The organism is Ensifer adhaerens (genome assembly GCF_000697965.2).
Taxonomy (GTDB): Bacteria; Pseudomonadota; Alphaproteobacteria; order Rhizobiales; family Rhizobiaceae; genus Ensifer; species Ensifer adhaerens.
This window is the reverse complement of record NZ_CP015880.1, coordinates 2,282,728-2,301,269: the sequence shown is the minus strand read 5'-3', so window position 1 is coordinate 2,301,269 and position 18,542 is coordinate 2,282,728. Positions and strand designations below refer to the sequence as shown.

The window sequence follows — 18,542 nt, the reverse complement described above, 5'->3', positions numbered from 1 at the left end:
ATTTCACCCCGTGGCGAAACCGCATGGCATGGTCGCGAACCGAAATGAACGGTCCGCACCGTGCGCTACCTCAGAACCGACGGTCGATGAAGTGCTTGGCCTGGGCGCCTGCGTGGTAGAAGGCGGACTTCACGCCGCGCCAGGTGTCCGGGGTCACGGGCGTTTCGGCGAGCGGGATCGCCGAGGTTTCGCCGGTGACGTGGCTGGCGAGTGCGCGGCCGAAGACGGTGCCCGGCGCGATGCCGCGGCCGTTGTAGCCGCTGACGGAAACGACGTTGGGGGCGAGCGTGTGCATGGCCGGCAGGTTGTTGGTGGTCATGCCGATGCGGCCGTCCCACCAGTACTCAAACCGGAAATTGCCGATGAAGGGGAAGAGCTTGCGCAGCGAGCGGGCGGCAAAGGCGCGGTGCGTGCCTTCAGCGATCGCGTCGAGCCGGCCGATCGAGCCGAAGATCAGCCGGTTCTGCTGGTCCATGCGGAAGGAGGTCATGACGAGGCCGGTGTCCCAAGTGCCCTGGCGCTCCGGCAGGATGCGCTTGGCGACGGCGTCCGGCAGCGGATTGGTGGCGAACTGGAAATAGGGCAGGATCGTCAGTTCCTGCGTATGGGCCTGCCAGGGGCTCTCGGCGAAGAGGCCGCCATAGGCATTGGTGGCGAGGATCACCTGTTTCGCGCGGACCGTGTTGTTGCCGGCCTTCAGTACCCAGCTGTCGCCCTGGTGCTCCGCACCGGTCAGCGGCGTGTCGGTGTAGATCTCGGCACCGGCGGCAAGGGCAGCGCGGGCGAGCCCGCGGGCATAGGCGAGCGGCTGGATGGTGCCGGCGCGGCGGTCGAGCAGGGCGCCGGAAAAACCTTCAGCGCCGGTGAGCGCGTGCGCCCGCTCGGCCGAAAGCGCCTCGACCGGCGCGCCGCGCTTCTGCCACTGCGCTTCGCGGTCCTTGATCTCGGTGACGCCCTCGCTGCCGACGGCCATGTGCAGCGTACCGTTGCGCACCGCCTCGCAAGGCATCCCGTGTTTTTCCACGAGCGCATAGACCATCGAAGGGCCGTCGCCGAGTTCGGTCAGCAGCCGGTTGCCGGCCTCGGGGCCGAGCGTCGAGATCAGGTCGTCGGGCTTCACCCACATGCCGGCATTGACGAGGCCGACATTGCGGCCGGAGCCGCCAAAGCCGATCATCTTGGCTTCGATGACCGTTGCCTTCACGCCTTTTTCGGCCAGGTGCAGCGCTGCCGAGAGGCCGGTAAAGCCGCCGCCTATGATCGCCACATCGGTCGTCAGGTCCTGGCTGAGCGGCCTGGTCTCAGGGGCGGCCGGTGCCGTCGCATGCCAGAGGTTGGGCAGGGTGCGCTCCGTCGCCATTCAGGCCATCCTTCAAGTGCGGCCGCAGGTCGGCCATTGTCGTTGAGATATCCGGTGATAGCCGATTGCCGGAAAAATTCTCATGACAATGTTTCATGAAGTCATGATGGACGGGGAGAGCGGCGGGAGGGCTTTTGCACCCGGCGCTCGAAAAAAAACCGCAGCTGGGTCGTCGGCAGCTGCGGTCTTCGTAAATGGATAGGTCTGAAACGATTTAGCCGACGGGTCGGCGCAAAGAAATTTAAAAAAGAGTGCCTCGTCGTGGATGGTCGGCCAGGCAACTCCATCATCTATGCTGCAGGCGCGAAGTCACTCACCCAATTGGGGGAAGCCTCAAGAAAAATGCCAAAAAAACAACGGTTCGGTTAACGGGCGGCCGGCTTCGCTCAGTCGACGAACTCGACCGTGACGCCCGTGCTCACCATCTTGGCAAGCTCGGTCGCGTCCCAGTTGGTCAGGCGCACGCAGCCATGGCTCTGGGTCTTGCCGATCTTCGAGGGTTCCGGCGTGCCGTGAATGCCGTAGGTGGGCTTCGAGAGCGCGATCCAGACCGTGCCGACGGGACCGTTCGGGCCCGGCTGCAGGGTCAGAATCTTGTCGTTGTTGCCCTGCTTGAAGTTGATCTTCGGATTGTATGTGTAGCCCGGATTGAGCGCGATGCGCTCGACATTGACCGTGCCTGACGGAGACGGCGTATCGGACGAGCCGATCGTTGCCGGATAGGCGGCAATCAGCTTGCCGGCGTCGTCATAGGCGAGCACCTGCTTGCGCGCCTTGTCGGCGAGGATGCGGGCGACCTTGCCGGTCTTGTTGGCGCCGGGGTTGATCACCTTGATGATCGTGCCTGGAATGGTGAAATCGACGCCCGGGTTCAACTCGCGCAAATAGGCCTCGTCCATGTGGAACTTCTCGCCGAGCATTTCCGTCGTCGAGGTGAAGGACATGTGCGGCAGCATCGCTTTGTGCGCGTAATCCTCGGGGATCGACGCGACATAGGGGCCGGCGGCGTCGGCGGCCGTGATCGTGTAGCTGGTGATCGGCATGCCGCCGTTCATCCGCAGCCGCTCGAGAATGTCGTCGGTGTTGTTGGGATCGAGCGTTTCGCCGGTCGACTGCTGAAAGGCTTCGATCGCCTTGGTGACGTTCGAGCCCATCTTGCCGTCGATCACGCCCGGCGAAAAACCTTCGCGGTCGAGGAAGACCTGAAGTGCTGTGATCTCGGCGCGCGACTTCGACTTGACCGAGATCGCGGGCGGCATCGATTGGCGCATTGGGTTGCCGTCGTTCGGATCGACGGAAGCCTCCTGGGTGCCGTCGATCAGGCCGGGTAGGCTGTTTGGCAGTTCGTTGCCGTCGGTCGACGGCGGAACGACGTCGCGGTAGTCGGGAACGGAGCCGGTGACGTCGCCGGGCTCGGAATAGCCGTAGCCGCGCTCGGTTTCCCGGTAGCGTCGGTTGGAATAGATATCCACGTCACCCTGACGGCGATAGCCGCCGTAATCGCCCTGACGGTTGCCGCCGTAGTCGCGTTGGCGGCCGCGATTATTGGGCACCACGGTTGCGACCACATTACCCCAGCTGTCGATCAGAAGCGTGCGGCCGCGGCTGTCGCGCATGGTCTGCACTTCGTCGGAGCGGGGTACATAATCGAGGATTTCACCGTCGGGCGTGACCAGCATGACATCGTCGCCATAGCGATTGTAGCCGCGATAGTCCTGCGCGAAGGCGGCCGTCAGATCCACGGCAAGAAAGCCGACTGCGGCGAGGAGCGAGAGGCCTGTGCGGGTCGCTGACGTCACGAGAGAACCTGTTTTCATTGTGGTGAATGTGGCGCGATACATTTCGATTTCGACGTTAATGTGAAAAAAATGAATTCATCATGAACAAGCAGTTAAATTCTATCTAGGCGGCGCAATCCCGGGCTTCAACCGGTGAAATGCGTCTCTCCTCAGCTATCATCTCTTTGTGATTGCAGTGATTCTGCGGCCGATTTGAGGAAGAGAACATGCTGAAGACGCTCGAAGAACCACAGGATTTTCAAGAGAATCATGTGCTGTTCGACCGGCTCTCGGCGCTCGATATCGCCGCCTTCGTCGTCGACGGCGTCGACCTGTCGCCGGGTGCTGCGATCCCGTCGGATGGGGACCCGAGGATCGACCGGGCGCTGGCCGGTTTTCTCTTTACCTGCGGTCCAGACCATATCCGCCATCCCGAGGCGATCGAAGGTGGCGCGGAAGGCGCACGCTATCCGCTGCACGGGTCACTGGCCGGAACAGCCGTCAGCCACATGGAGATGGCGAGCGACGGGGCCGAGTGCACGGCGACGATCGAGGTGGCGCTCGCCGATGGCGGGCGGGCCCGGGTCGAGCGGCGCTGGCGAATCGATGCCGCGCGGCACGAAGTGGTGCTCGAAGATCGCGTCGTCAATTCCGGCGTCACCGCCTTTCCGCCTGTCATGATGTATCACCTCAACATTGGCGGCCGGTTGCTCGGGGACGAGACCCGCATCGTCAGCGCTTCGCTTGCAGGCGGGGAGAGCGCCTGGTGCTTCGGCACCGGCGAGAGCGCACATTTCTGCCTGCCGGCGGCCGTCGGTTCCGATGGCTGGTCGGAGGTCACGCTTGCGGATCTCGCGGGGCTCGGCGGCCGAAATCTGAAAGTGCGGTTCCGGGCCGATACTTTGCCCTTCCTGCAGATGTGGCGCTGCCAGCGCGGCGAGGCCAACGTGATCAGCATCGAGCCGGTATCGCACCGGATCGCCAAACGGCCGGAGTTGGCCGCGGCCGGGGAACTGACACCGCTTCAGCCGGGCGAGGCGCGCAGCTACGCCATCGCCTTTTCGGTCGTCTGATCCTGCGCCTTGACGATGCGGCTTTTGAATTGACGGGAGATAAGGCTGCGCCTACATCAGAGGCCGGGAAATTTGCCTCAAGGAAGACGACCATGGACATCCGCCAGATCAACGACGAATACTCGGTTACCGGCCAGATCGCGGTCGAGGACCTCGACCAGATCAAGGCGCTCGGCTTCAAGTCCATCGTCTGCCACCGCCCGGACTTCGAGGCGCCGGACCAGCCGACCTTTGATTCCATCGCCGCCCGTGCCGAAGAACTCGGCATCGAAACCAAGCACATTCCCGTCGGCCCGATGGGCGTGACCGCCGATGCCGTGAAGAGCATGGTCGACGCGCTCGACGAGTTCCAGCGGCCGATGCTCGGCTATTGCCGTTCCGGCGCGCGCTCGACGGCCGTCTACCAGCAGACCCAGCATATCCGCGGCTGAGCCACGCAAAATCCAAACTCTCGCGCTCGGCCGCATCGTTCCATCTGACAGTGGAGGATCGGCATGGCCGAAGCGTATCTCATTTCGCGGGAGCAATGGGCGGATGAGCCCGACGCCTGGAAGGGCGAATTCGAGGGCGGCGCCTATGGCGCAGGCCTTTCGGTGATCTTCGTTTCCACCGACGAGATCGGGTACGGGCCGAAATTGCACCGCCATCCCTATCCGGAAACCTTCATCGTCCGCGTCGGCCGCGCCCGCTTCACCGTCGGCGACCGCATCATCGATGCCGAGGCCGGTCAGATCGTCGTGGCGCCGGCCAATGTGCCGCACAAGTTCGAGAACCTCGGGCCGGGGCGCCTGGAGACGACCGATCTGCATGAGGCCGGTGCGTTTTCGACGGAATGGCTGGAGTAAGCGGCTGGACGTATCTCGCAGGCAGTTAGCGGGCGTGATCGTTCCCCGCGCCGCCGAGGCGGCGCTGCTGGACTCCTGTGACAAACGCAGGAATGAGGGAGGTATAATGGTGGCCGATCGGCGTTCAATTGGCGCACGACGCCCTGAGAAGCGTCGCTTCGCCCGCGCGCTCGCAGGCACAGAAGCGCGGGCGCGTGGGTAGAAGGGCCCTATCGCAAATGCTCCATCGCCCTCATTCCTGTGCTTGTCACAGAAATCCAATCACGGCGCGTCTGCGCCGTGATTGGACCCTTCACGAACAAGACTTGCTCAGCCCGCCCTGATCTCGCTTAGCGTGCGCGTCGGGGTGATCGCTTCGGGATCGAGCTTGATCTCGATGATCGCCGGCTTGCCGCTGGCGCGCGCCCTGAGGAAGGCGTCGGCAAACTCTTCCGTCTTCTCGACCGTCTCGCCGTGGCCGCCATAGGCGCGGGCAAGGGCTGCGAAATCCGGGTTGGTGAGATCGGTGGCGCTGACGCGGCCGGGATAGTCGCGCTCCTGGTGCATGCGGATCGTGCCGTAGATACCGTTGTTGACGACGACGGTGATGATCGGCAGGCGGTAGCGCACGGCGGTTGCGAATTCCTGGCCGTGCATCAGGAAGCAGCCATCCCCGGCAAAGCAGATGACTTCGCGATCCGGATGCAGCTGCTTGGCGGCGACCGCCGCCGGCAGGCCGTAACCCATTGAGCCCGAAGCCGGGGCTGCCTGGGTGGCGTAGCGGCGGAAGCGGTGGAAGCGATGCACCCAGGTGGCGTAGTTGCCGGCGCCGTTGGTGAAGATCGTATCCTCCGGCACGTTCGCCTCGATCCAGTTCATGATCGGGCCCATCTGCACCGCGCCCGGGCCGGTTTCCGGCGGGGTCGACCACTTGAGATAGGCGGCGTGCATGGTCTCGGTGCGTGCGGACCAGCTCGGTTCGCTCGGCGGTGCAAGGCTTTCGAGCGCGGCGACGAAGTCGCGCGGGCTGGCGGCAATCGCCAGCTCCGGCCTGTAAACACGGCCGAGTTCGGAACTGTCAGGATGCACATGCACCAGCGTCTGGTGCGGGTAGGGGCTGTCCATCAGCGTGTAGCCGGACGAGGGCATTTCCGAGAAGCGGCCGCCGATAAGCAGGATGAGATCCGCTTCCTTGACCTCTTTTGCCAGAGCGGGGTTGATGCCGATGCCGACGTCGCCGGCGTACATCGGGTGCAGGTGATCAAACAGCATCTGGCGACGGAAGGAGCAGCCGACCGGCAGCTTCCAGCGTTCAGCGAAGCGCTGGAATTCAGCAACGCTTTCCGCTGTCCAGCGAGTGCCGCCGAGGACGGCGATCGGGCGCTTGGCGTTGCTCAGCATTTCGCCGAGCCGCTTCATCTGCGCCGGACCTGGATGACCCTCGACCGGCTGGTAGGGTTTGGCGGCGGGCGCCTCGGCGCTGCGGGTCAGCATGTCCTCGGGGAGCGTCAGCACGACAGGGCCGGGGCGGCCGGACGTGGCGACCGCGAAGGCGCGGGTGACGAATTCCGGAATGCGGGCGGGATCGTCGATCTCGCCCACCCATTTGGCGACCTCGGTGAAGGCGCGGCGGTATTCGATCTCCTGGAAGGCCTCGCGCTCGCGCGCTTCGCTCTGCACTTGGCCGATGAAGAGGATCATCGGGATCGAATCCTGCTTGGCGACATGGAGGCCGGCGGAAGCGTTGGTCGCGCCAGGGCCGCGGGTCACCATGCAGATGCCGGGCTCGCCGGTCAGCCGCCCCCAGGCATCCGCCATCATCGCGGCCCCGCCTTCCTGGCGGCAGACGAGCACGTCGATGTCGGTGTCGTAGAGCGCGTCGAGCACGGCGAGATAGCTTTCCCCCGGCACGCAGGCGATGCGCTTCACCCCGTTGGCGACGAGCGCGTCAACGATGAGCTGACCTCCAGTTTTCATGATATTCCTCCCGATGGTCTTTCTTTTGTTTTCAGATGGCTTTGTTGTCAGATGGCTGGCGACACCGGAGCGACGCTCGTGTCCTTGTGCACGCGGCGCTCGCGCCAGATGATGTAGAGGCCGGAGCCGATGATGATGGCGATGCCGAGCCACTTCAGCGCGTCGGGCAGGTCGCCGAAGACGAGCCAGCCGAAGATCGTGGCCGAAACGATTTCGAGATACTGCAGCGGCGCCAGCACCGAGGCCGGGGCGGCGCGATAGGCATAGACGCCGAGCACGCCTGAAATGGTGGCGGTGACGCCGACGCCGAGCAGGTAATACCAGGTGTACCCTTCTGGCCAGACCGGATCGAAGATGCCGGAACCGGTGCCTTCGCCGAAATAAAGCAGCACGAGACAGAAGAGCGCGCCCCAGACGCCGGCGTGAAACTGCATCGACCAGGGGTCCTCATTTTGCGCGACCATGCGGGTGACGAGCAGGAAAACGGCAAGGCCAAAGGCGGCCACAACAGGCAGAAGGGCGATCCAGCCGACCTCCTGCATGCTCGGCTGGATGACGAGCAGCGCGCCGAAGAAGCCGACGCCGCAGGCGGTGTAGCGCCGCCAGCCGATCGTCTCCTTCAGGAAGATGCTGCCAAGGATCGTGAGGATGATCGGCTCGACGAAGAAGATCGCGATCGCGTCGGCGACTTCCATGACCTTCAGCGTGGTAATGAAGGAGAGCATGGTCACGACCAGCAGACCGCCGCGCAACGCGTGCAGCCCGGTCTTCTTCCAGGTGAGATCAAACAGGCTGCCGCGGAAGAGCACGATCGGCAGGATGAAGACGACCTGCAGCAGAAAGCGCACGGCGGTGATTTCGGCCGAGGGAACGGTGGCGATCGCGAGCTTGGCGAAGATGTCGATCAGCGGCGACAGAAGCACCGAGATCACCATCAGTGTCAGCCCGAAGGAGATGCGGTTGTGGTCGGCGGCGATCTTGGGAAGCGACATGTCGGCCATGATATTTCCGGTCAGCGCCGCCCTGCGACGGCGCGCAGGCACCAGGCGGCAAAGTCGGCCGTCGCCTCGTCCCGGCCGAGTTCGTTCAGTGTTTCGTGGCGCATGCCGTCATAGACGGTGACGCTAACGTCGCTGAGACCGGCGGCTTCCATCTTCGTGCCAAGCCAGCGGACGGCGTTGCCCATCTCGGTCGACGGGTCAGCGCTGCCGCCGACGAGATGAATGGGCAGGTTTTTCCGGAGCCGCGCCAGCCGGTCGGGCCGGGCTCCATCGAAGGACAGGCGGAAAAGATCGAGCCAGAGCGAGACCGTCGCATCGAAGCCGCAGAGCGGGTCGGCGGCGTATTTGGCGACCTCGGCATCGTCGCGCGACAGCCAGTCGAGATCGGTCTTGCGATCCTTGATGGCGCCGCCCCACATGCCGAAGGTGAGCTTGGTCAGAAGCGGGCTCGGCACGTCAGACCCTTTGAGCGCCTTTTCGATCTTCAGGATCACCTGTCCGCCACGGCCGGCAAGGCCCGGCCGGAAGTTGGAGTTCCAGACGGCAAGCGCATCGTAGAGGCCGGGATCGGTTTCGGCGGCATTGAGCGCGATCAGTCCACCCATGGAATGGCCGAAGAGGATGACCGGCAAGCCCGGATGGGCGGTGGTCGCAATCTCCCGCACTGCCCGGATGTCCGCGAATATCTTGTCGAGGCCGTCGCGGCTTGCGAACATCCCAAGCTGGGCGTCAGGCGCCTGCGTCGCGCCGTGGCCGCGATGGTCGTGGGCATAGACATGGAAGCCGTGGCCGGCCATCGCCTCGGCAAAGCGGGCATATCGGCCGGAATGCTCGGCAAGGCCATGGCTGACGAGAAGGATGCCGCGGGCTTCTGTGGTTGCCGGAAAATGCCGCCAGCTCAAGCTGGCACCGGTCGGGCTCTGATGCGTCTTCACCTGCCCGAACATCTCTACTCCCGGAAGCAATCGACAGACCTTTGAGATTTCAAATCGATTTGCGTGGCAAAGGCAATCGCCGCTTGTTGATCGTTGCGCATGAGGTCACAAGCGATTTGACGGTGCATTACATTAGGGGTTGCAATTTTCCCGTTTTGGGCGATATTTGTTCCCGTTTTGTTTTTGCGGGAGGATATCATGGTCCGTTTTTGTAAAGCGATATCAGGTTCTGTGGCGGGCATCCTAGCAGCGCTGACGCTGTTGCTTGGTTCCGGCGCCTTTGCTGCCGGTGAAGACGCATCCAAGGGTGCTCCGCCGGCGAGTTCAACCAGCCGCACCGACTACGTGCTGGCGGTCAGCTGGCAGCCCGGTTTCTGCGAGACGCGGCCGCAACGCAAGGAATGCGAGAGCCAGACGGCGGAACGCTTCGATGCCACCAACCTCTCGCTGCATGGCCTGTGGCCGCTGCGCAAGAGCTATTGCGGGGTCGCGGCAGAAGCGCGGGCAACCGACCGCAAGGGCAGCTGGCTGGAGCTGCCGAAGCTTGCCATGGCCGACGACACCGCGGCGCGGCTGCTTATCGCCATGCCCGGCGTGCAATCCGGTCTCGACCGGCACCAGTGGCTGCGAAGCGGCACCTGCCAGAGCGGCTCGGTCGACGACTATTTCTCGGTGCAGCTGCGCATGCTGGAAGAGCTCAACCGCTCGGCGGTCGGGGCACTTTTCCGCCAGCGTGTGGGTGCGGAACTCGATGAGGCGGCGATCAAGCAGGCCTTCGACCAGAGTTTTGGCGCTGGAGCCGGCGACCGGGTGCGCATGCGCTGCCAGACCGTGCAGGGCCGCAGCATCATCACCGGGCTGACGATCGGGCTCACGGGCGATGTCATGAAGGCTGCGAGCCTCGGGCCGCTGATCCAGGCCGCAGGCACGACCGAGTTCAAGTGCGCCAAGGGTATCGCCGATACTGCCGGTCGCGGGTAGGGCGTTTCGCCCGGTCGGCCATGGCAGCGCCTTATGGTGCGGCCTTGACCGCGCCGGCTTTAGGCGCCTTCCGGGAGAGCCTGCCGGGCGTTCCGATCGGGATGTTCGTTTTGGGATAGGGCGGGGGCGGATGCCTTTGATCATTGCCCCCTTCCTATAATTCGCCTACATAGCGGGCAAATTTCCTTATCCCTGCGGAGCATTCCCTCATGGCACGTCAGTTCATCTATCATATGGCCGGACTTAATAAGTCCTACGGCGCGAAGAAGGTTCTCGAGAACGTTCATCTGTCGTTCTACCCGGATGCCAAGATCGGTATCCTCGGCCCGAACGGCGCCGGTAAGTCGACGGTTCTGCGCATCATGGCCGGCCTCGACAAGGAATTCACCGGCGAGGCCTGGGTGGCCGAAGGTGCGACCGTCGGATACCTGCCGCAGGAGCCGCAGCTCGATCCGACGAAGACGGTGCTTGAAAACGCCATGGAAGGCGTCGCCAAGAAGAAGGCGATCGTCGACCGCTACAACGAACTGATGATGAACTATTCCGACGAGACGGCGGAAGAGGGCGCCAAGCTCCAGGATATCATCGACAGCCAGAACCTCTGGGATCTGGAAAGTCAGGTCGAAATGGCCATGGAAGCGCTGCGCTGCCCGCCGGGCGACGCGGAAGTCACCAACCTGTCGGGCGGTGAAAAGCGTCGTGTTGCGCTCTGCAAGCTGCTGCTCTCGCAGCCGGACCTGCTGCTCCTCGACGAACCGACCAACCACCTCGACGCCGAGACGATCGCCTGGCTCGAAAAGCACCTGCGCGAGTATCCGGGCGCCGTGCTGATGATCACCCACGACCGTTACTTCCTCGACAACGTCACCGGCTGGATCCTCGAGCTCGACCGCGGCCGCAGCATCCCCTACGAGGGCAACTACTCGGCCTACCTGGTTGCGAAGGCCAAGCGCATGCAGCAGGAAGGTCGCGAAGAGGCGTCCCGCCAGAAGGCGATCGCTCGCGAACAGGAATGGATCGCATCCAGCCCCAAGGCTCGTCAGGCCAAGTCCAAGGCGCGTATCCGCTCCTATGACGAACTGGTCAACGCGGCGGAAAACCAGCGCCCCGGCGACGCGCAGATCATCATCCCGGTCGGCGAACGTCTCGGCCAGGTGGTCATCGAGATGGAAGGCGTCACCAAGGGCTATGGCGATCGCCTGTTGATCGACGGCCTGTCGCTGAAGCTGCCGCCGGGCGGCATCGTCGGCATCATCGGCCCGAACGGCGCCGGTAAGACGACGCTCTTCCGCATGATCACCGGCCAGGAACAGCCCGACAGCGGCTCAATCCGCATCGGTGATACCGTGCACCTCGGCTATGTCGACCAGAGCCGCGACGCGCTCGACGGCAACAAGACCGTCTGGGAAGAAATCTCCGGCGGTGCTGAAGTCATCAAGCTCGGCAAGCACGAGATGAACTCGCGCGCCTATTGCTCGACCTTCAACTTCAAGGGCGGCGACCAGCAGCAGAAGGTCGGCAACCTCTCGGGCGGTCAGCGCAACCGCGTTCACCTCGCCAAGATGCTGAAGAACGGCGGCAACGTGCTGCTGCTCGACGAACCGACCAACGACCTCGACACCGAGACGCTGGCAGCGCTCGAAATCGCGCTCGAAAACTTCGCCGGTTGCGCCGTTATCATCAGCCACGACCGCATGTTCCTCGACCGCCTGGCAACGCACATCCTCGCTTTTGAAGGCGACAGCCAGGTCGAGTGGTTCGAAGGCAACTTCGAAGACTACGAGAAGGACAAGATCCGCCGCCTCGGCCCGGACTCGGTCAACCCGAAGCGCGTCACCTACAAGCGCCTGACGCGCTGATTTCAGCCGCCGCCATATCGTGGCGCTGGACCTTGCTGCGTCCGTTGAAGCGGGCGCTGCAACATTTGCTCTAGGAACGGGCGAGGCGCAGGCTTCGCCCGTTTTCCTTTGTCTCCTGACCTGAGGCGAAGACCAGCTGTCGCTCGGTTGCGCGCCAGGGTCTGTTTATCGCTGTGCCCGCGTGGGGGATGAACGTGCGGGACGCTCCAGGGGTCGGCGTAGCGATCAGCTCTGCGATTGCCGTCCCGATGGCGGGCGCGAACGGGCGTTTGCAGGTTTGTCTATCGCTGCGGCGAGATGGGCTGGCGGATGACGCGTACCTCGGGCGGCAGAGGCGCGGATAGGGTGGCGTCCCAACACCGGGAAGGGCGCCGGGTTTGTCACGGTTGCGTGGGGCTGCCCTCATTCGGGTCGTGAAGTCGGCCTACTAGCGGGACCTTCGCAGGTCTCCTGACGTGCCGCCCGAGACATCGTTTGGGGCGCATGGCGTCCATACACAAGCATCCGTTCCGCCGGCGCCATTGTTTGGCCTCTCCGCGCAAATCCGCTTGCGTCACCACCGCAAATCACATAAACATATCTTTATGTGTTGATGGGGATCGCTATGGCTCTGCAGAGAGAACTGGGTCTGGATGCGTTGGTGGACGTGCTGAAGGCGGCGGGCGAGCCGACCCGCATGCGTCTCGTCGCGCTTCTCGCCGCCGGCGATCTGACCGTCACCGATCTTACCGAAATTCTCGGTCAATCGCAGCCACGCATTTCCAGGCATCTGAAGCTGCTGGCGGAGGTCGAGCTGATCGACCGCTACCAGGAGGGCGCCTGGGCCTATTTCCGCCTCCGTCAGGACGGTGCCCGGGTCGGGCTCGTGCGGGCGATGCTGGCCTCCGCCTCCGTCGACGACGCGGTGTTGGCGCGTGATGCAGCCCGGCTCACCACCTTGAAGAAGGCGCGCTCGGAGAAGGCGCAGGCCTATTTCAGCCGCAACGCCGCCGGCTGGGACGAGCTTCGCCGCCTGCATGTCAGCGAGCGTGACGTCGAGGCGAAGCTGCGCGAAATGGTGGGCGACGAGCCGGTCGAAAGCTTGCTCGATCTCGGCACCGGCACAGGCCGCATCCTGCAGCTCTTCGAGGGCCTCTATCGGCGCGGTATCGGCGTCGACGCCAGCCGCGACATGCTTGCGGTGGCGCGCTCCAATCTCGATCGCGCTGGCATCACCAAGGCGTCGATCCGCCATGGGGACATCTTTAACCTGCCGCTCGACGGCCAGACCTTCGACCTCGTCACCATTCACCAGGTGCTGCATTTCCTCGAAGAGCCGGAAGCCGCGATCGCGGAAGCCGCGCGCATGCTGATGCCGGGTGGACGGCTGGTCATCATCGACTTCGCGCCGCACGGACTTGAGCATCTGCGCGACGAGCACGCCCATGCGCGCCTCGGCTTCTCGCACCAGGCGATGGCCGATTGGCTGGCGAAGGCTGGCCTTGTGCTCGAGAAGACCACGGATCTTTCGCCTGAGGGGGCGAATGATGGAAAATTGACGGTGACGATCTGGCTCGCGCGTGATCGGCGGGCCGTGAACGAGAATGAAACGCCGCGGCCGCGTGTCCAGGCGGGGGGAGTATAATAATGACGGCACAGACGCTTTACCCGGCCGAACGCGGCAATCTCCGGCTCTCCTTCGAATATTTCCCGCCCAAGACCGACGAGATGGAAGCGCAGCTCTTCCAGACGGCAGACGACCTTTCGGCCTTCGGTCCGGCCTTCATCACCGTCACCTACGGCGCCGGCGGCTCGACCAAGGCGCGTTCGCTGACGACGGTCAGGCGCTTGATCGCGGAAAGCGGCTTTGCCAATACCGCTGCGCACCTGACCTGCGTCGGCGCGCCGAAGGCGGAGGTCGATGCCGTGATCGACGAGTATCTCAGCTTCGGCGTCCGCCACTTCGTGGCGCTGCGCGGCGATCCCCAGGGCGGCATCGGCAGCACTTACCAGCCGCATCCCGAGGGTTACGCCAGCAGCACCGACCTCGTGCGGGCGATCCGTGCGCGCGGGGACGACATCGAGATTTCCGTCTCCTCCTATCCGGAGAAGCACCCGGAAAGCCCTGACGTCGCCGCTGACATCGACATGCTGAAGCGCAAGGTCGATGCGGGCGCAACCCGGGCCCTGACCCAATTCTTCTTCGACAACAATGATTTCGAGCGCTACCTCGAACGAGTGCGGCGCGCTGGCGTCAACATCCCGATCGTGCCGGGCATTCTGCCGATCAACAATCTGGCGCAGGTGCAGAAATTCGCTGGCCTCTGTGGCGCCACCGTGCCGGAGGCGATCGTCACGCGGCTCGTGCATCTCGAGGACCAGCCGGTCGAGCGCTTCAAGGAGGCGACCCACATCGCCGCCGAGCAGATCGTCGATCTCGCCCGGCGCGGCGTACGCGATTTCCATATCTATTCGATGAACCGCACGCCGCTGGTGACAGCCGTGCTGGATCTCGTCGGTTTCGAGCGGGCCTCTGTGGAAGCGGTGGGCGCGATCGATGCACCGCGGATGGTGGCGGCCGGCGCGGCCGCCTGACCTTCGCTCGCACCTTGCGACGGGCAAGGTGCGCTTCGCCATGTTGAACTTCCGAATGGCTGCGAACGCGCCGCGTGTCCTGGCAGACAGAGGTCGCCGCCGCGCTTTGGTATGGCTCCATGCCTTTTGGGGTCTCTTCGGCTGCGGTCGCAGCAAGCGTCCCGATCGCTACAGCATCCACCAAAAAGGAAAGCGCCCGAAGATCGATCTTCAGGCGCTTTCTCGTTTGTCGCAGCGTCTAGACCTTATGCTCTCTTGGCGGTCTAACTGGCTTGGTGCTGCAAAATGGTTTCCCGGAAATTTAAGTCCCTATTCGGTTTGGACTCTCAGCGGCCGCTCCTCAGATGAAGAGCATCGTGGCCACGAATACGAACGCTGCACTGATCATGATGACATTCAGCGAATGTGTAAGGCCCATGGAAGACCCTCCCTGCGTTAACGCGTTAAAACATAGGGCGAAATCACGACACGTTAAAGGGAAACTTGTGCTGCAGTGCGAAATGCGTGAGCCGGCGCTGCCTTATTCACAGGCCTATAGTTCTGATTTTATTTAATTTTCCAGGCTGCCACATTTTTTTCACAATCGCTTCACCAAGGTTAATATAAACGTTTGTTACCGTGCGTGAGTGGCCCGGAGCGGGACGAAAATCGGCCGTCGATTCCCCCGCAAACCATGTCTTTTTCACGCGGTGCGAAGCACTCAAGGTGTGTGGGCTTTTCCTGTAACCGACCACGATCAGATGTCAGGCGACCCGCCTGAAACGCAGGATTCGACCGTCGAGCACGGCGAGGCCAAGGGCGATCAGCACCATGCCGGCAAAATCGGCCGCCTGCAGCGTCTCGCCGAGAAAGAGGTAGCCGAGCAGGATCGCGCTTGGCGGCACCAGCAGGGTGACCAGTGAGGCATTGGTGGCGCCGGCCGCGCGCATGATGCGGAAAAAAAAGATGTAGGCATAGGCCGTCGAAACCAGCGCCAGGCCGAGGATCGACAGGATCACCTCGACGGGCGGCATCGGCAGCAGCCAGGGCGTGTCCGTAAAGGCGGCCACCGGCAGCGCGATCAGCGTCGAGGCGGTCAGCTGGCCTGCGGCCGTCACGGGAGGCGCGAGATCGCGGAAGCGTTTGCCGTAGGTCGCCGCAAAACCATAGCTGATGGCGGCAAGCACCGGCAGCAGCAGCGCCCAGAGCGGCACGCTGCTTGTGGTGCCGAAGAGACCGGCAACGGCGCTCGGCCCGATCAGGACGACGGTGCCGGCGAGCCCGAGCAGACAGCCGGCGATCTTGGCGGAACTCAGCTTCTCGTCCTCGGTCGCCATGTTGGCGATGATCACCTTCCAGACCGGCGTCGTGGCGTTGAGGATCGCCGCCAGTCCGGCGCCGATATGGGTTTGTCCAAGGAAGATGAAGGCGTGCGGAATGGCGTTGTTGATCAGCCCCATCAGCGCGAATTCGCGCCAGCGGCCGGCAAGCGCCTCGTACATGCCGAAGCGGCCGCGGATGTAGATATGCAGCGCCAGGGCTGCCAGGCCCAAACGCAGGAACACCAGCGTGAAGGGCGGCACATGGGCGACGGCAACGCGGGCGAAGAAGAACGATCCGCCCCAGATCAGGCCGAGCAGGGCAAGCAGCGCCCAGGTCCCGGCGCTCATCTGATTGCCATCGACGGTGCTTCGCGCATTCATGGTGATGCCTATCCGTGCTGATTGCGTGGTGGCGTCAGTCTCCCTCCGCCGGGTGGACGCCATGGCGCAAGCGCCTGGTTACCGCTCCCGGATCGGTTGTGCTCCGACACATGATACATAACCCGGCACGCCCGGCGGAACCACCCGGTTCTTGCGGCGATGATGAGGGCCGCATGCGTGGGGGCGAGCCGGTGGGCTCTCATCAACCGGGATCCGGTCGGTCGTTGTGGCATGAAAAAACCCCGGAGATCGATCCGATCTCCGGGGTCATGGTTTTGAAACTGCGGTTCGGGCTTAAAGCGCGTTCAGGAGTTCGAGCGTCGCCCAGCCGTCGGCCGGACGGCCGAGGCGGAGCTGCTCCTTCTGGAGTGCCGCACGGGTGCCGGAGCCGAGGATGCCGTCGATCTTGCCGACATCGTGGCCGAGCGTCTGCAGCTTGCTCTGCAGTGCCTTCATGCCGGTGTCGTCGAGGCCCGGTTCCGGATTGCCGCCTTCATAGGTCGGCGCGCCGCCGAGACGGGTCGCGAAATAGGCGGCAGATGTTGTGTAGATGAACGACTGGTTCCATTCGAGATAGACGTTGAAGTTGGGGTAGGTGAGGAAGGCCACGCCCTTGCGGCCCTGCGGCAGCACCAGCGAGGCTTCGAGGTTGCCGAAGGCGGTGTCGCCGTTGCGCGGCTTGACGCCGAGCGCGAACCAGTCGCTGGCCTTCATGCCCGGCTGCAGGCCGGTCTTTTCCCAGGGGAGTTGCTCGGGAACGCTGACTTCCTGGATTACCGGCTGGCCAGCCTTGTAGCCGAGGCTCTGGATGAACTTGGCGGCGGTCAGGATCGCGTCGGGCGAGCTCTTCTTCAGGTTCACGTGGCCGTCGCCGTCGCCATCGACGCCATAGGCGATGATGTCTTCTGGCAGCATCTGCACCTGGCCGATCTCGCCGGCCCAGGCGCCTGTCGTCGTCGCCGGGTCGAGGTCGCCATGCTGGACCATCTCGATCGCCGCGATCAGCTGCGGGCGGAACATCTCTGGACGGCGGCAGTCGTGGGACAGCGTCACCAGCGCGTCGCGGGTGTTGAAGTCGCCCTGGACGGCGCCGAAGTCGGTCTCCATCGCCCAGAAGGCGGTGATGACCGGGGCCGGCACGCCGAATTCTTTCTCAGCGCGAGCAAAGACGTCAGCATATTCCTTCATTTTCTGCTGGCCGATATCGAGGCGCGACTTGCTGACGGTGCGCTTGGAGAATTCGGTGAAGGTCTGCTTGAAGACGCCCTGGGTGCGGTCGCGGCTGAGCACCTTTTCATTGATGGCGGCACCGGCGAGCGCCCGGTCAGCGACATCGGCCGGAACGCCCTTGGCGACCGCTTCGGCCTTCACGCCCTGAAGGAAGGTTGCGAGATCGCCACCGCAGGCAACGGCCGGGGATGCCGTCTTCGCGCCTGTCGAGGCTGCGGTCTGGGCGGCGGCGGCCGAGGCGGTCAGCGCCAGAAGAGCGACGGAGGCAAGCGCGCGCCGGGCTGTGCGGGTCATCATGAAATTCCTTTCTTTGCCGTGGGGCGCCTTGCACCACCACGGGCAATCAAATCGCTGCGAAATCTGTCGTTGCTCTCTCAGAGCATTATGACCGAAAGAAGAAAATGGGTCTTCCTGCCGCACCTGTCGGCAGGAATGTCAGTTCTGCTTCGGCTGCGAGACCGCGGCGACCCAGTTCTTCCAGTTTTTCGCCGAGCCGGCGAAGACATTGATATCGGTGGCGCCGTCGATGCCGGGGATGACCCCGGTGCTGGTATATTGCCAGAACGCCCAGCGGCGCTCGACGTAGACCTCACCCGGATGCTTGGCGACCGAGCGCACCCAGAAGTGATGTTCCTTGAACTGGTCGACGAGATTGTCGCGGTGGAAGTCGACCGAGGTGTAGATGATCGGGCGCTTGCCGTAATGGGCTTCGAGCCGGTCCATGAAGCGCTTCATCTCGACGCGCACTTCGTCCGGCGTCGGGCGATGGCGGCAGGTCTTCGATTCGCCGTTCCACTCGACGTCGAGAACCGGCGGCAGGTAGACGGCGCTCTTCGGCACGTTGGCGATGAACCAATCGGCCTGGTCGTCGGCGGTCGAGCAGAAATAGTAGAAGTGATAGGGCGCATAAGGGATGCCGGCGGCCCGTGCCTTCTGCCAGTATTCGGGAAAGCGGGTATCGACCCGGTCCTTGCCTTCCGTCGCCTTGATGAAGGCGAAGGAGACGCCCGAGTTCTTCACCTTCATCCAGTCGATATCGCCATTCCATTTCGAAACGTCGATGCCGTGGATATTGTGGTGCTGCGGGGTCCGGTCGCCGAAGTTCTGCGGGTCCGTATCGTGGAAGCGCGGCGGGATCGATGCCGTCTGCATCAGGTCATAGTCGGTCGACGAGCAGCCGGAAAGAAGGGTGGCAAGCGGCAAGAGAGCCAGGAGAAGCCGGCGCATGATTTTCCTGTCTAGAGACGATCGATGATCCTGCCTCACAC

General features: G+C 63.7%; 15 protein-coding genes. 7 read left to right on the top strand and 8 right to left on the bottom strand.

Annotation, left to right across the window (positions count from 1 at the left end):
* Window positions 1-70: 70 nt before the first annotated feature.
* Window positions 71-1,360 carry an NAD(P)/FAD-dependent oxidoreductase gene (locus tag FA04_RS11140; protein WP_034792353.1) on the bottom strand — a complete coding sequence of 430 codons (1,290 nt, stop codon included), beginning with the start codon at window positions 1,358-1,360 and terminating at the stop codon, window positions 71-73.
* A gap of 386 nt (window positions 1,361-1,746) precedes the next feature.
* Window positions 1,747-3,201: a L,D-transpeptidase family protein gene (locus FA04_RS11135; RefSeq protein ID WP_034792355.1), complete on the bottom strand. Its 1,455-nt coding sequence runs from the start codon at window positions 3,199-3,201 to the stop codon at window positions 1,747-1,749.
* A gap of 164 nt (window positions 3,202-3,365) precedes the next feature.
* Between FA04_RS11135 and FA04_RS11130 the strand changes: the two genes are divergently transcribed.
* The 3 genes from FA04_RS11130 to FA04_RS11120 all read left to right on the top strand — a co-directional run bounded on the left by FA04_RS11130 (window position 3,366) and on the right by FA04_RS11120 (window position 5,056).
* Window positions 3,366-4,211 carry a DUF4432 family protein gene (locus FA04_RS11130; protein WP_051659247.1) on the top strand — a complete coding sequence of 282 codons (846 nt, stop codon included), beginning with the start codon at window positions 3,366-3,368 and terminating at the stop codon, window positions 4,209-4,211.
* A 92-nt stretch (window positions 4,212-4,303) separates the two neighbouring features.
* Complete coding sequence (locus tag FA04_RS11125) at window positions 4,304-4,642, top strand: protein tyrosine phosphatase family protein (RefSeq protein ID WP_034792356.1); 339 nt, start codon at window positions 4,304-4,306, stop codon at window positions 4,640-4,642.
* A 63-nt stretch (window positions 4,643-4,705) separates the two neighbouring features.
* On the top strand, window positions 4,706-5,056 hold the full coding sequence (locus tag FA04_RS11120; protein ID WP_034792357.1) for a cupin domain-containing protein: 351 nt from the start codon (window positions 4,706-4,708) through the stop codon (window positions 5,054-5,056).
* Window positions 5,057-5,365: 309 nt separating this feature from the next.
* On the opposite strand, the gene FA04_RS11115 is transcribed toward FA04_RS11120, so the two are convergent.
* From FA04_RS11115 to FA04_RS11105, 3 genes are read right to left on the bottom strand one after another with little or no spacing between them, the layout of a single operon-like run.
* Complete coding sequence (locus FA04_RS11115) at window positions 5,366-7,012, bottom strand: thiamine pyrophosphate-binding protein (RefSeq protein ID WP_034792359.1); 1,647 nt, start codon at window positions 7,010-7,012, stop codon at window positions 5,366-5,368.
* 47 nt (window positions 7,013-7,059) lie between these two features.
* Window positions 7,060-8,013, bottom strand: coding sequence for a DMT family transporter (locus FA04_RS11110; protein WP_034792361.1), 954 nt, complete (start codon window positions 8,011-8,013; stop codon window positions 7,060-7,062).
* Between the two features lie 11 nt (window positions 8,014-8,024).
* A complete protein-coding gene (locus FA04_RS11105) occupies window positions 8,025-8,960 on the bottom strand; it encodes an alpha/beta fold hydrolase (RefSeq protein WP_034792363.1) in 936 nt (311 codons plus the stop codon).
* A gap of 186 nt (window positions 8,961-9,146) precedes the next feature.
* On the opposite strand from FA04_RS11105, the gene FA04_RS11100 reads away from it, so the two are divergent.
* The 4 genes from FA04_RS11100 to metF all read left to right on the top strand — a co-directional run bounded on the left by FA04_RS11100 (window position 9,147) and on the right by metF (window position 14,362).
* Window positions 9,147-9,929, top strand: a complete 783-nt coding sequence (locus FA04_RS11100) for a ribonuclease T2 (RefSeq protein ID WP_051659248.1) — start codon at window positions 9,147-9,149, stop codon at window positions 9,927-9,929.
* Window positions 9,930-10,138: 209 nt separating this feature from the next.
* Window positions 10,139-11,788, top strand: a complete 1,650-nt coding sequence (ettA, locus tag FA04_RS11095) for an energy-dependent translational throttle protein EttA (RefSeq protein ID WP_034792366.1) — start codon at window positions 10,139-10,141, stop codon at window positions 11,786-11,788.
* Between the two features lie 604 nt (window positions 11,789-12,392).
* On the top strand, window positions 12,393-13,412 hold the full coding sequence (locus tag FA04_RS11090; protein WP_034792368.1) for an ArsR/SmtB family transcription factor: 1,020 nt from the start codon (window positions 12,393-12,395) through the stop codon (window positions 13,410-13,412).
* Between the two features lie 2 nt (window positions 13,413-13,414).
* The gene (gene metF / locus FA04_RS11085) at window positions 13,415-14,362 is read left to right on the top strand and encodes a methylenetetrahydrofolate reductase [NAD(P)H] (RefSeq protein ID WP_034792372.1); all 948 of its coding nucleotides are present in this window, start codon (window positions 13,415-13,417) and stop codon (window positions 14,360-14,362) included.
* Window positions 14,363-15,105: 743 nt separating this feature from the next.
* Here metF and FA04_RS11080 read toward each other — a convergent pair.
* The 3 genes from FA04_RS11080 to FA04_RS11070 form a co-directional block, all read right to left on the bottom strand.
* On the bottom strand, window positions 15,106-16,044 hold the full coding sequence (locus tag FA04_RS11080; protein WP_034792374.1) for a DMT family transporter: 939 nt from the start codon (window positions 16,042-16,044) through the stop codon (window positions 15,106-15,108).
* A gap of 294 nt (window positions 16,045-16,338) precedes the next feature.
* Window positions 16,339-17,568 carry a lytic murein transglycosylase gene (locus FA04_RS11075; protein WP_034793581.1) on the bottom strand — a complete coding sequence of 410 codons (1,230 nt, stop codon included), beginning with the start codon at window positions 17,566-17,568 and terminating at the stop codon, window positions 16,339-16,341.
* A 141-nt stretch (window positions 17,569-17,709) separates the two neighbouring features.
* A complete protein-coding gene (locus FA04_RS11070) occupies window positions 17,710-18,501 on the bottom strand; it encodes a glycoside hydrolase family 25 protein (RefSeq protein ID WP_034792376.1) in 792 nt (263 codons plus the stop codon).
* Between the last annotated feature and the right edge of the window lie 41 nt (window positions 18,502-18,542).